This is a genomic window from Bradyrhizobium sp. sBnM-33, from assembly GCF_032917945.1.
Classification (GTDB): domain Bacteria; phylum Pseudomonadota; class Alphaproteobacteria; order Rhizobiales; family Xanthobacteraceae; genus Bradyrhizobium.
Map to the genome: position 1 here is coordinate 6188223 of NZ_CP136624.1, position 13037 is coordinate 6201259.

At 58.5% G+C, this 13037-nt stretch carries 13 protein-coding genes and 1 pseudogene; 6 read left to right on the forward strand and 8 right to left on the reverse strand.

The features are described from left to right. Positions 1 to 160: 160 nt before the first annotated feature. Together RX328_RS29225 and RX328_RS29230 are read left to right on the forward strand one after the other, a co-directional pair. Positions 161 to 845 (forward strand): annotated as a pseudogene (locus RX328_RS29225) (SOS response-associated peptidase). A 251-nt stretch (positions 846 to 1096) separates the two neighbouring features. Beyond that, a complete protein-coding gene (locus tag RX328_RS29230; RefSeq protein WP_213249712.1) occupies positions 1097 to 1366 on the forward strand; it encodes a hypothetical protein in 270 nt (89 codons plus the stop codon). On the opposite strand, the gene RX328_RS29235 is transcribed toward RX328_RS29230, so the two are convergent. Both RX328_RS29235 and RX328_RS29240 read right to left on the reverse strand, forming a co-directional pair. Beyond that, positions 1363 to 1491: a hypothetical protein gene (locus RX328_RS29235; RefSeq protein WP_317258522.1), complete on the reverse strand. Its 129-nt coding sequence runs from the start codon at positions 1489 to 1491 to the stop codon at positions 1363 to 1365. The genes RX328_RS29230 and RX328_RS29235 overlap by 4 nt on opposite strands. Before the next feature lie 201 nt (positions 1492 to 1692). Next, positions 1693 to 1929, reverse strand: coding sequence for a hypothetical protein (locus RX328_RS29240; RefSeq protein ID WP_249726262.1), 237 nt, complete (start codon positions 1927 to 1929; stop codon positions 1693 to 1695). A 53-nt stretch (positions 1930 to 1982) separates the two neighbouring features. On the opposite strand from RX328_RS29240, the gene RX328_RS29245 reads away from it, so the two are divergent. Continuing rightward, positions 1983 to 2690 (forward strand): ABC transporter substrate-binding protein, encoded by a 708-nt coding sequence (locus RX328_RS29245; protein WP_312017974.1) that lies wholly within the window; start codon positions 1983 to 1985, stop codon positions 2688 to 2690. A gap of 38 nt (positions 2691 to 2728) precedes the next feature. On the opposite strand, the gene RX328_RS29250 is transcribed toward RX328_RS29245, so the two are convergent. The 6 genes from RX328_RS29250 to RX328_RS29275 form a co-directional block, all read right to left on the reverse strand. Next, positions 2729 to 3982: an adenylate/guanylate cyclase domain-containing protein gene (locus RX328_RS29250; protein ID WP_213249708.1), complete on the reverse strand. Its 1254-nt coding sequence runs from the start codon at positions 3980 to 3982 to the stop codon at positions 2729 to 2731. Continuing rightward, positions 3979 to 4368, reverse strand: a complete 390-nt coding sequence (locus tag RX328_RS29255) for a response regulator (RefSeq protein WP_213249706.1) — start codon at positions 4366 to 4368, stop codon at positions 3979 to 3981. Before RX328_RS29255 ends, RX328_RS29250 begins: the two co-directional genes overlap by 4 nt. Further along, a complete protein-coding gene (locus RX328_RS29260; protein ID WP_213249704.1) occupies positions 4365 to 6968 on the reverse strand; it encodes an ATP-binding protein in 2604 nt (867 codons plus the stop codon). The genes RX328_RS29255 and RX328_RS29260 overlap by 4 nt, the downstream gene beginning before the upstream one ends. 117 nt (positions 6969 to 7085) lie before the next feature. Next, positions 7086 to 8042, reverse strand: a complete 957-nt coding sequence (locus RX328_RS29265) for an ABC transporter substrate-binding protein (protein WP_213249703.1) — start codon at positions 8040 to 8042, stop codon at positions 7086 to 7088. Continuing rightward, positions 8039 to 9034 carry an ABC transporter substrate-binding protein gene (locus tag RX328_RS29270; RefSeq protein ID WP_213249702.1) on the reverse strand — a complete coding sequence of 332 codons (996 nt, stop codon included), beginning with the start codon at positions 9032 to 9034 and terminating at the stop codon, positions 8039 to 8041. The genes RX328_RS29265 and RX328_RS29270 overlap by 4 nt, the downstream gene beginning before the upstream one ends. Next, a complete protein-coding gene (locus tag RX328_RS29275; RefSeq protein ID WP_213249701.1) occupies positions 9031 to 10017 on the reverse strand; it encodes an ABC transporter substrate-binding protein in 987 nt (328 codons plus the stop codon). Before RX328_RS29275 ends, RX328_RS29270 begins: the two co-directional genes overlap by 4 nt. Positions 10018 to 10294: 277 nt before the next feature. On the opposite strand from RX328_RS29275, the gene RX328_RS29280 reads away from it, so the two are divergent. The 3 genes from RX328_RS29280 to RX328_RS29290 all read left to right on the forward strand — a co-directional run bounded on the left by RX328_RS29280 (position 10295) and on the right by RX328_RS29290 (position 12919). Next, a complete protein-coding gene (locus RX328_RS29280; RefSeq protein WP_410733919.1) occupies positions 10295 to 10438 on the forward strand; it encodes a hypothetical protein in 144 nt (47 codons plus the stop codon). A 247-nt stretch (positions 10439 to 10685) separates the two neighbouring features. After that, positions 10686 to 11648 (forward strand): ABC transporter substrate-binding protein, encoded by a 963-nt coding sequence (locus tag RX328_RS29285; RefSeq protein WP_213249699.1) that lies wholly within the window; start codon positions 10686 to 10688, stop codon positions 11646 to 11648. A 266-nt stretch (positions 11649 to 11914) separates the two neighbouring features. Further along, positions 11915 to 12919 carry an ABC transporter substrate-binding protein gene (locus tag RX328_RS29290; protein ID WP_213249698.1) on the forward strand — a complete coding sequence of 335 codons (1005 nt, stop codon included), beginning with the start codon at positions 11915 to 11917 and terminating at the stop codon, positions 12917 to 12919. The last annotated feature ends 118 nt before the right edge of the window (positions 12920 to 13037 follow it).

The window sequence follows — 13037 nt, forward strand, 5'->3', positions numbered from 1 at the left end:
ATGACAATCGCTACGCCCATCTGGAAGCTGAAGGCATCTCTCGATGCCGTCACTGCACCGAAGCCGCACCGAACAGGCGCTGGAAGCCGGTGGACAACATTGTACGCCTCCGGAGGGAACAGACCCTCGAATTTGGGTCCTGGTACCGGGAAGACGAACGCTGAACAGGTGCAATCTCTATTCGATCACCACCAACCAAGCCGCCATCCTCACGCTGTTCCGCGTCGTTAACCGTTACGGGCAACCTAGCGACGATGCGCGGCGTACTTCCGGACTATCCCGCTCCGATCGTCCGCAATGCCAGGACCCGACGGCGAGATGGTCATGATGCTGGGAATGCCGCCACCGCCGAAACTCGATGGTGCACCGGTCACCAACATCCGCAACACGTCGCCACCGCACTGGCGCGGCTGGCTGACCGGAGAACCGCTGCCTGGTGCCGGCGAACAGCTTCGCCGAGTACGCTCCGGAGCCGAATCCGGAGACCAAGAAAAAGGACGTGGTTTAGTTCGCGCTGAACGAAGACCGGCCGCTGTTCGCGTTCGCCGGCATCTGGACCGAATTCAAGGGCGACCGTGGCACGAAGTCGAAGCCGATCCCTGGGCCCCATCTGGTCTATGGTTTCCTGACAACGTCACCGAACGCCGTCGTCGAGCCGATCCATCCGAAGGCGATGCCCGTGATCCTGACGACCGAAGAGGAGCGCGACGTCTGGATGCGCGCCGTGGGACCAGGCGAAGGCGCTGCAGCGTCCGCTGCCGAACGACGGGCTCAAGATCGTTATGCGAGGACCCGACAAGGAAGACCGGGCCGTCGCGCTCTCGTCGGCAGAGAGACCCGCCTGAGCGCAAACTCTCAAAAAATGGCAACCGTAGTGGCCTGGGGGCCGCCCTAGAGGCCGGCCTTCTATGCCGACGTCGTCCGGCGACGCTGACGGTGCCGGGCGCAGCGGACTATTGGCTTCCCGCCGCCGTTTTTCAGGGGCAGCGGAACAGGTGGAAAAAGCATTCGCCCCGCGATTCCGAATCCCTGGCATGTGTTAGCTGCCGGAACGGGTACGGGCCGTAAGGATTCGTCCCGGGCAGGAGCTATTTCGATGCTGATGACGAAGGAACGGCGTCCCACCATCCGCACGATGCGCGGCTGGGCGATCTCCGTGCTGCAGGAGGCCGGCGCCATAAAGGAATGCGACGAACACGGCTGGATGCAGGACCGTGCCGATCCGCATGCTCGCGAGCGGGCCGTTCTCCTCGCTCGCCAAGATCCGCCGCCTGGCGTGTCTCCGGACGAGGCCGTTGCAGAAGTACGCGACGTGCTGGATTCGATCGGCGACACCTGCTCGGAGTGCCCGCCCGGTTGCGGCTAGGCCGCCTCCACATTGGCGCTATAGGGACGTCGTGCCGGTCGTCCGCGGGCGAGCTCTCGCCAGGCCATGGCGAGACTGATCCATATCTCGCGCTCCCGGCCATGAGCAGCGACGGCGAACTTCATGGCCGCTTCCGCTTCGCTCTCGGGATCGTATTCGCTTTCCATCCCAGGAAATGTAATCCCTGATCGTAAAGGATCACCTGAAGACGGCCCCGTATGAATCCGGGTCGCTGGGTGCGCTGCACGCGCAGCCCGCCACGCTACATTTGCCCTCGCCGTAAATGCGACGACCATCGAGACGTGGTATAGTGCGTCCAGTCGTCCTCAGGCTGCTAAGAGGATCGAATGAAGCGGCGGAAGTTCATAACGGGAACTGCGGCGCTGCTCGTTTTGCCAAGGTGTTCGTGGGCGCAGGGGGCTCGCCGTCGACTTGGCTTTCTTGCCATAGGTGATGGAAGCGGGCAGGCCCTGAATCAAGCTGAGCGTGTGTTCCTTGATGGGCTGCGAAGCCTCTGTTGGATAGATGGACGAAACCTGATTATCGAATCTCGCTTTTCCCATCCCCCGATCGACTGCCAGCTTCAGTCGCCGACCTCATTGCTCTCAATCCCGATGTGCTCATCGCCGCTGCACCACGGGCAACCGCGGCCCTAAAATCGGCAACTGCTACCGTTCCGATTGTATTCGTAGCTGTGTTCGATCCCGTAGGGCTCGGCTTCGTGCAAAGCCTACCGCGTCCCGGCGGCAACATAACGGGTCTTGCGACCTCCGCGGGAGTAGCGGTTGCAAAACAAATCGAAATCCTCCGGGAACTGGTTCCTGGCGCCTCCAAGATCGCGATCCTGGTCAACCCGGGCAACCCAATGCACATGCTGATGTTAGCGGAAGAGGTACCCCGCACAGCCCGGAACCTGGGCGTGGCTCTGCCAATAGTTGAGGCGACCACGGCCGAGGAGCTCGATACCGCCTTTGCCTCGGCCGCCGCCCAGCATCCCGATGCAATGATTGTTTTTGGCGATGCCCTCACGGTCGTCCAAGGCCCCCGAGTTATCGCGCTCGCGGCGAAGCATCGCCTGCCTGCTATTCATATCTCACGACAATTCGCCAATGGCGGATTGGTCGTGTACGGCCCCGATATAGCCGATCTGTTCCGCCGTGCAGGCGGCTATGTCGATAAGATCCTGAAAGGCACCAAGCCTTCCGATCTACCGGTAGAGCAGCCGACCAAATACGAGCTCATCGTCAACGTGAAGACGGCCAAGGCGCTCGGCCTCACCGTGCCGCCCTCGTTGCTCGTCCGCGCCGACGAGGTGATCGAATAATTCTGCCTTCTCAGCCAACCATCAGTCTGCTGTGGCACTCAACCCAATTCCATCCGGACCCCCTTGCCGCCGTTGAGTAGCCGTTTCAGATGAAAGCCGGCGAGCGGGTCATCCGAATGCATGCCGACCAGCGCCGCGAAGGCCGGCATTGCTCCTTGATCGCCGGCTTCGAGCCTAGCAAAGGCTTCGGAATAGCGAGCGGTGGCGGCCGCCGCGAAGGCCTCGGCCTTCAGTGGTTCGTAGGCGCGAAGTGGTCCGCTCCGACCCCGCAAGATCAGGTCGCCGACCGGGCGCCCGCGGAAATTCGCTGCTGCATTTGCGACGGCCGCGCTGGCGCAGATCCTGGTCCCCAAGAACTTGTTGGCCGCTTCCAGGCGTGCCGCGGTGTTGATTGTGTCGCCGTGGGCCGTGTAGTCGAAGAAGCGACTTCCTCCGAAATTTCCGACCAGTGCGGGGCCGGCGTGAACACCGATGCGGGTCGCTCCGAAATTTACGCTCCTGGCTTTCCACCGCTCACGGAATTCTTCCGCCCAAGCGTCGAGAGCATGCGCGCAAGCGACCGCGCGCGTGGCATAATCGGGCTGATCGCCGGGTGCATTGAAGAGAACCTCGATCGCGTCGCCAATGATCTTGGCCACCGTTCCTTCGTGCGCAAAGACTACGTCAGTCATTCCGGTGACGTATTCGTTCAGCAGTTCGCTCAAAACCCCCGGCGCGGCAGCTTCGACTAGGGACGTGAATCCAGTGATGTCGGTGAAGATGGTCGCGACTTCGCGCCAGTGCACCTCCATGCCGTCGGCCTCACAACTGCCAGCCGCAAGACGTTTGGCCAACTGAGGCGAGAAATAGCGCGATAGCGAAGCATTGGCGAGCTCCGCCTCGATCTGACGGCGGCGGGTTTCGCGCAGCATCTGGACGTGCCGCATCGTCTTGTCGATTGTCGCTTCGAGGTCTGCGAACTCGATCGGCTTGGTGAGGAAGTCGAAGGCGCCGCGGTTCATCGCTATACGGATATTGCTCATGTCTCCGTACGCCGAAACAATGATGGTCGACTTCTTCTCGTCCTCTTGCTGAAGTTTTGCCAGGAGCGATAGTCCGTCCATCCGCGGCATGTTGATGTCGGTGACCACCAGATCGATATCCGGATGAAGCTCAATCAATTGCAGCGCCTCGACGCCGTCACGCGCGAACATGAACGTTACAGCACCCCCGTGGATTTGCCTGCGGAACTTCTGCAGGACCAACTCCTCCAGGTCTGGCTCGTCATCGACTACGAGGATGGTGGCCGTCATGCCGCTTCCTCGAGCCTGGCATCGATTTCATGCCGCAACAGAGCGAAATCGATCGGCTTGGTCAGAAGACCCTCTGCGCCACTCTCGATCGCTTTTTTCCGAGTTTCGGCATCGCCATAGGCCGTGATCATGATGACGGGAACGTCGGGCCGCCGGGCTCGCACTTCCGGCAGCATCTCCAGGCCGCTCATGCCGGGCATGTTGATGTCAGAGAGGATCAAAATTAGCGTGGCATCCCGGATCTCCACGGCGCGCTGCAGCGCCACCGCCGCCGAAGGAGCAAACTCCATGAGGAATCGGCCGGCGCGCAGATCGCGCCGGAAGTGCTGGCGAAACAGGACCTCCACGTCAGGTTCGTCGTCGACCACAAGAATGTAAACGCTCAATTTGCGCCTCCCGCTCTTGCTTGCGCCGCCAACGTCCGTGGCAGCGTAATAATGAATTCGGTAAACACGCCTGGTTCGCTGAGAACGTCGATCTTGCCCGCATGCTGTTTCACCACGATGTCGTGGCTCATGGAGAGGCCAAGTCCGGTGCCTTCGCCTGCGGGCTTGGTAGTGAAAAACGGATTGAAGATCTTCTCTCGGACCTCCTTGGGAATCCCCGTGCCGTTGTCCCGAATGCGGATCTCCACCTTATTGCCAAGACTCCTGGTGCTGGTGCTAAGGGTGGGCTCAAATCCGTCGCTTTCGGCTTGCTTGCGCTTCGTCGCTGCGTAAAAACCGTTTGAAATCAGGTTCAGAAGGACCCGCGTGATCTCCTGCGGGAATATGTCGACCGCGCCCGCGTCGGGATCGAGATCGCGCTTGAGCGTGATGTTGAAGTCGGACTTCTCCGCGCGGGCGCCATGATAGGCGAGATTGAGGCTCTCCTCGACGATCGTGTTGATATCCGTAGGGCGGCGCTCTCCCGATCCCGCACGCGAGTGCAACAGCATGTTCTTGACGATCGAATCGGCGCGTTTGCCGTGCTGCACTACCTTTTCGAGATTGCCTCTCAGAGTGTGCGTGAGGTCATCCAGCTCCTCGCGCACCCTGTCGGCGAGCGGGGTCGATTTGAGCAGAACGTTCACTTCGTCGATCAGCTCGGTCGACAGCGCCGAGAAGTTGTTGACGAAGTTCAGTGGGTTTTTGATTTCGTGCGCAATACCAGCGGTGAGCTGGCCGAGAGAGGCAAGTTTCTCCGTCTGGATCAGCCGGTCCTGCGCGGCGCGCAGTTCTTCGAGCGACTGCGACAATTCGGCCGTACGGTCACGTAACTCGTTTAGCAGTCTCGCGTTCTCGATCGCGATCACCGCTTGAGTGGCGAAGTTGGCGACCAGCTCGATCTGCTTGTCTGTGAACGGCCTGACCTCCTGTCGGAAGATCGTAATCGTGCCGACTAGATCGTTCTCTTTGACCATCGGAACGATCACCAGTGTTCGCGCGCCGGCAAGGTCAGCGAGCGCACGGACGTAAGGGTTGCCTTGAAGGTATGGCGGCTGCGTTCTGATGTCAGAGATGTGGACCGTTTGATGCGTCCGCTGGATTGTCGCGAGGCCACTCTCGGGGTGAGGACGAATGAGCTGGTAAAGCTGGATATCAATGTACGCCTTCGGAGCATTGTACACCGCTACCGTGCGAAAGCCGTCGCCTTCATAAAGGGTCATGGTGCCGAAATGGGCTCCGCAGATCCGAGTTGCGTTTTCGAGCATCTTTTCGAATACAGGCGCGAGATCGCCGGCCGACGACGTGATCGTCTGGAGGACCTCGGAGGTCGCCGTCTGCTGCTGAAGGGACTCGCGCAACTCGGCCGTCCGCTGCTCGACCTTCTTTTCCAAGTCGGCGTAGGATTCCTGCAGTCGCGCCCCCATCTCGTTGAACTGGTCGGCAAGCCCTTCCAGCTCGTCACCGGTCCTGATTGCGATACGTTGGGCAAAATCTCCGCCACCGATACGCGCGGCGCCGATACGCAGCGCCTGAATCGGCCCGACCATGCGCCGGGCGAGAAGAACCCCCGCGAGTACGGCGAAGATCGAGGCGGCCAGCAACACGATCCCTAACCGCTGCAAGGCGGCATAGAGCGAGGCGTAGGCCTCCTCCACCGGCAGCTCCACGAGCATGGTCCAGCCCACGGGAGCAATTGGTGCGGAGGCCGTCAGAACCTGTTGCCCGTGGATGTTCAGTGCGCCCTGCAACTCGTTCGCTGCGTCGTCAAGCCGGCCAGTCTGCGCGGCCTGGACCTGCGCCAGCTTCGACATGTCGGTGTTACGTAGCACCAGACTAATGTCGGGATGCGCGATCAATCGGCCTTTTGAGTCGACCACGTAGGCGTGACCGTGCTGGCCGACCTTGATCTGGGAGACCACGTCCCAGATCAGCTTCAGGTTAACTTCCGCGATGCTGACCCCGGCGTCCTTGCGGGTGCCGGCGACCGCCAGGGTCATGTACGGCTCGGACTCTCGTCGGAAATAGACCGGCCCGTAATAGACCCTGTGCGCCATGGCCTCGGTAAACTTCGGATCCTTTGAGAGATCGAGTCCGCTGTCGATCACGTCCATAGCCAGGCGCGATACACGCAGCCGTTCCTTGCCGGTCGAATCCACCTGGGCCAGTTCCGTGACGGCCGGCACCTGGCGCAAGAGCCGTAGGGCATCGAACCGACGTTGCTCTGGCGATCCGGCCGACCACGGCAACTGTGTCGTCCAGCCGAGCTGGCTTTGGATCTCCTTGACGAATTGGCTGATCTTTGCCGCGGCGGCTTCCGCTTGTTCGTGCTGGATGCGTATGAGGGAAGCTTTGTGCTCGCGATAGTAAAAGAAAACTTCGAAAACTCCATTTGTTAGGAGCGCAACGGCGACGACTGCAACGAACAGTGCGACGTACTTGACGAAAAGGCGGCTCCGGTCCTTACGCCCCGAAGCTGCTGGCTTCGACACCGCGCTCTCTGGCGGCAGTGCCGTCAAGGTCCCGCCTTGAGGCGCATCGGGGTGGAGGGAAATGCTCATATGCCTAACCCTGGAAACAACTCCGAACCTTTCTCATGCTCGGGCCGGCAGAGCTGCTGCCGCCACGTTCACAGCCTTTCTGCCTTGGACAACTGGACCGAACGACACCTTTCTCCCTCATTCGACAACGCTGTCCGCCTGCAGCAACACCAACTCCGGAACTGTGAGTCCAAGCGCTTTCGCCGTACGAAGATTGATCATGAACCGAAACGTAGCTGGCTGCTCGACGGGCATTTCGGACGGGTTAGCGCCTTTGATGATTCTGTCCACGTAGTAGGCCGCTTTCACAAACATGGCCAAAATGTCCGGCCCGTAGCTCATCAGCCCCCCCATCTGGATGTACGCATCCACCTGATAGATTGCCGGTAAGACAAATTTCAGAGATAGCTCCGGTATCGCTGGACGAGGAGGATCTGCGAGAACGTACACCGCCTCGCATTTGGCAAATTTCATTGCCTTGAAGGCGGCCTCGAGATCGTTCGGCGTGTCCGCGACAAACCGTTCAGCCGAAATCCCAATTGCTTCGGCTCCACGCTTTGCAACCTCAAACAAGGGAGGGTGCGTCGGATTGTTGGAAGTTAACACGCCGATTTTCTTAGCGTTTGGAAGCACAAGGTGGAGAAAGTCCAGCGTCTTTGCAGTCAGATCGCCGAACATGTTCGCCACACCGGTGATGTTGCCACCCGGACGGGCAAAACTCTTGATGAATCCCGAACCTATCGGATCGGTCGCAGGGGACATTACGATTGGAATCGTGGAGGTTGCCTTCTGCGCGGCGGCTATAGCAGGGGTAGCCTCGGCGATAATTACGTCAGGTTTTGAGCTAACAGCTTCTCTCATAAGATCGGGCAAGGTACTGTAGTTGCCCTTTGCCTCTCGTACCTCGAGGATCAGATTCTTTCCATCAACGTATCCAAGGCCGCGCAAAGCGTCCCTCAACACTGGGACCGATCGCACCGCTGAGCCAGACCCCACGTAGGCGACGCGCCAAGTTCGAGATGGTTCGGCGACGGCGCGACCACGCGCAAGAAGCAGTAAAGCAAAGCTGCCCGATAGAAGTTCGCGCCGCCTCATTCGATCACCTCGTCGGCGCGGGCAAGCAGCGGTTCAGGACTTAGTAGTCCGATGTCCTGAGCAGCCTTGCGATTGATGACGAACTCGAATTTGGTCGGCTGATAGAAAGGGATATCACCCGGTTTCGCGCCCTTGAGGATTCGATCAGTCACATGGGCGGCTTGTCGAAAAATCTCCACGAGGTCGATGCCATAGGCCATAAGGCCACCGGCTTCCACAAATGAACGAAACGGGTAGATGGCCGGCAACCGATACTGTGCAGCCAGTTCGCCGATCAGCTGCCGCTTTGTGATGTGCTCCGGGCTTCCATCGACAAATAGCGCCTCGGCACCTTCCTGCGACATCCTGGCGAAGACGCGCCGATATTCTTCCTCGCTCCCATCATCGATAAAAGATGGACCCGCGACCTGGATACCCGCTTTCTCGACAGCCTCTTGCATTGAGGCTCGTTCGGGGTTTCGTCGTACAGCCAGGATTGCCAACTTGGATACTGTTGGAACGAATTCCCTTAGAAGCTGGATGCGTTTTGCCCAAAGCTCCAGACCGGCATCGACGGTAACGCCGGTGATGTTTCCACCGGGCCGAGCGATACTAGCCGCGATACCGTGGCCAACCGGATCGCTGGTCATGGCAACAATCGGGATTGCTGACGTTGTTTCTTTGAGAACGGCAACCAGCGAAACACTAATCGCAAAAATAAGGTCTGGATTTCGGGCCGCAACATCGCGGGCGAGCTTGGGATAGCTGTCGACGCGCCCTTCCGCCGAGAAGCGCTCGATCACAAGATTATGTCCTTCGACATACCCGAGCTGGCGAAGTTCTCCGAAGAACTCGCGATAGTACCGGAAGCGGCTGAGTTCGTTCAGCTCGGTTATCGGGTGCGACGGATGCATGATCGCCATCCGGTACATCTTTGCCGCTTGTTGCGCACGCACCGTAAGCGGCAGTATGGAAACTGCACCTAGGATCGCAATAAGCTCGCGCCGTCTCATTCGATAACCTCATCCGCACTAGCGAGCAATGTTGGCGGTAGAGCCAGATTAAGTGCGTTCGCGACCTTGAGATTGATCACCAGCTTGAAGCGCGTGGGCTGTTCGACGGGCAGGTCAGCAGGTTTTGCGCCCTTCAAGATTTTGTCGACGTAACTGGCCGCTTTGCGAAAGAAGTCGGGGAAATCCTGACCGTACGACATCAACAGTCCGTGGGGCACCATTTCTGCAATGACGGACCCCGCCGGTATTCTGTGCGCCAGCGCAGCCTTGCCGACCCGCTCCCGTTCATTGAACAGCATCGATCCCATCACAAGCGCGGCGTCGTAACTGTTGCCCGCGACTGATGAAAACGCCGTCTCAATCGCATCCGGGGTTGGCACCTCGACAGACCCAGCTTTCAGCCCCAGAGCCTTCGCTGCGCTAAGATATGATGAGAGGTTCGCATTTACCGGGTCGTTAGTGTCGATCAGGAGCGCCACGCGCTTGAGCGTCGGAACCGCCTCCTTCAAGAGACCTAACCGTTTGCCCGAAGTATCTAGAGTCATGACGGAAAGTCCCGTGACGTTGCCGCCTGGGTGAGCCAAGCTTTCAATCAGGCCACTGCTGACCGGGTTAACGCCTAGGACAAGGACTACGGGAATTGCACTCGTCGCCCGCCTAAGCTCCATCGCGCCTCTTTGGGTCACAGCCAAAATTACGTCGGCTCTCTCTTCGACGAGGTCCTTTGCGAACTGGCGAAACCTTTCGGGTTGCTCAGCGGGAAATCGGTGCAAGAACACGACGTTCTTGCCGTCGACATAACCGAGATCACTGAACGCCTTGGTTAGGATGTCCAGATAGACCTTCTCTTCGTCAGCACTGCCGGCGTGCCAAAGCACACCGATTTTGACGACCCGGCTACTCGCAGGAGTCCGCTGTGCGTGCGCGACCAGCGGCCAAGCAGATGACATTGCCACAAGGTGGATGAATTGCCGCCTCCTCATTCGATCACCTCCCCGCGAGTCTACGCGGCGACATTGGCGTTCTTTGATTGAGCGGAAGACCCTTCTGCTGCTCGTGATTGAACACCCAGCGTCAGAGGTTGTCGATTCCAAAACGCCCCATTCAGACGTTAGATCATGCCGTTTCGGTCAACGTTGCTGACCGTAAATCTACGAAGGTACCACCATTTTCATCGAGCGAAGGAGTGGGTTCTCGCCTTACCAGCTTTCGACTTTTGCCGCCGACCTGGTGCGATCGAAACCCGATCTCATCGTCACCATGTCAATCGAATTCTCAAAGGCGCCAAACCGGATTGAGCAGCCCACCAAATTCCTGCTTCTCATTAATCTCAAGACAGCGAAATTGCTCGATATTGAGATTCCGGTGTCCCTTCTCACCCGTGCGGACGAGGTGATCGAGTGAAGCGACCACTTCCGTTGTTGGCATTTCTTTGCGACTTGCGCCAAATACCAACAATGTCTGTTTATCGGGGTAGACCGGAAGTGACCGGCTGACAGTCAAAACGACGCGATTGACCCAACTCGGACATCACGCAGGGTCCAATTGGATATACAGGTAGCTGTTAAGCGGCTAAAACAGGCACCGGAAACCACGTTTGGTTTCGGGCAATTAAATGAATAGCTGCGCTTCATTGCTCTCAGGGACAAGGATGAAACGGCGTGAGTTTCTCTTAAGCCTCGGCGGAGCCGTAATATGTCCCTTTGCTGCGTTTGGGCAGCAAATCAAAGTTCCGACAATCGGCGTACTCGTTTTTGGGAATCCTAATCCCGGTCCCTTTTTGAAAGCTCTTCGAGAAGCGCTGGGAAAAATTGGCTACATCGAAGGCCAGAGTTTTCGCCTAGAGCTGCGATCCGCGGGTGGCGATGCGGCAGCCCTTGGAGACTTGGCTAGTGAATTGGTTCGCCTCAAAGCCGACGTTATTGTCGCTTGGCAAACGCCATCTGCCATGGCGGCGAAGCAAGCCACGAGCAGCATTCCCATCATCATGGCGGCAGTCGGCGATGCGGTTGCTACCGGGCTTGTAAAGAACCTGGCACGGCCTGAAGGTAACATCACCGGAAATACGGCTATCGCTGCAGAAGTCATGGCTAAGAACGTCGAACTCATTCGTGAGACGTTGCCGGCCGCTCGCCGCGTTGCAGTTCTGGCGAACACGGTGGACCCCTTCAGCAAGCCCTTTCTCAGTCAGATCGAGCTCGCAGCACCGGCCCTTGGCATCGAGATCAATCGGGTAATGATGCATCCAACGGAGAATGCCGAGGGTCATTTTGAGGGAATGAGCCAAAGCAAGGTGGATGCAGTTATTATTCAACCAACCTTGGTACGGAGGGATGTCATCGAACTCACACTGAAGCATCAGATGCCTTCGTTCTCGATGGTTGGTTCGTTTCCTTCTTCGGGCGGTCTGATGTCGTACGGCGCCTCTGATCCCGACCAGTGGCGGGAAGTGGCCATATACGTGGACAAGATACTGAAGGGCTTACGCCCGGCCGATTTGCCAGTCGCGCAACCGACCCGGTTTGAGCTAATCGTGAATCTCAAGACCGCCAAAACGCTTGGCATCACCATTCCTCCGTCGCTGCTTACGCGCGCGGATGAGGTGATCGAATAGCGTTTTCTTGCTGTGGCGCATGAGTCCGGTTTTGGCACTTTCAGACCTGCCGTTCGCGTTCAACGATGTCCGTTTGTTGGGGTAGAGCTGATACCGTTGGGATCGCAATTTCGTCTAAGGCTGACCCTTCGCGGTCATGGCGCAACGCAGAATAGCGGATTGCCGCGCTCGACATCTTGCGCCTCCAACACCCCTGACTCCCATGCCGCAATGTGGTATGCTTCGACCTGGATTTAGCGTGGTCCTGAGCCTCCTTGGAGGGCTGCATGAGACGGCGCGATTTCATCGGTCTTCTTGGCGGTGCGGCGGTGGCATGGCCGCTCGCTGCAGCGGCACAGCAGAGCACCAATAGCAAGCGTCTTGCTATCTTCAGCCCATCACAGCCAAGCGCGGACCTGCATGAACATAGCGAAAGCAAAGGTTGGCGAGCCTTATTCGCTGAGCTTCGGCGGTTAGGACAGATCGAGGGACAAAACCTCAATGTCGAAAGTTACGGCCGAGAGCAAAGCACCTCCGGCCCCGAAGCCCTGGCGACGGAAATCGTTCGAAGCAACCCGGACGTCATCTTCGTCGTTGGCCCTGGCGCAGTCATCTTCAAAAAACTAACATCGCGTATTCCCATCGTAGCGATAACTGGTGACCCCGTTAAGACGGGGATCGCCGACAGTCTGGCGCACCCGGGCGGCAATTTCACGGGAGTTAGCGTCGACGCCGGTCCATCCATTTATGGAAAACGGATCGCACTGTTGCGCGAGATGTTCCCGACCATGTCGAAACTTGGCTGTCTCATTCTTCGATTGCAATGGAATGTAACCCAAGGCCCCGCAATCCGCGCAGCGGCCGAAACGGCAGGCCACCCTCTCGCGGTGTCTTTAGTGGAAATGGGTACCAGCGAAGCAGGCTATCGGGCGGCGGTCGAGAGCATCTCTCGCGACGGTGCAGATGCGGTCATGGTCGTCGAGTCGCCTGAGACCGAACAAAAAGGCGCTTTGATCGCCAAGTTGCTCGGCGACGCGAAGCTTCCGGCGATTTTTTCGTTTACCGAATCCGTCGAGGCCGGGGGCTTAATGGCCTATTCCTTCGACCTGATCGAATTGTATAAGCGCTCCGCACATCCTATCGACGCAATTCTCCGGGGAGCAAAACCCGGCGACATCCCGTTCTACCAAGTAATTAAATTCGAGTTGTCCATCAACCTCAAGACAGCTAAGCAGCTGGGGCTTTCCGTACCTCCTGCGCTCGTCGCGATTGCCGATAAGGTAATTGAGTGAACAAGCAAAGGTCCGGTTATTGCACTTTTCGGAAGTGGTGGTCCCGATGCGTGATGTCCGCAGTTGAGGGAAGACCGGAAGTGATCAGTGGTCGGCCGAACCGACGCGATTGACCCAA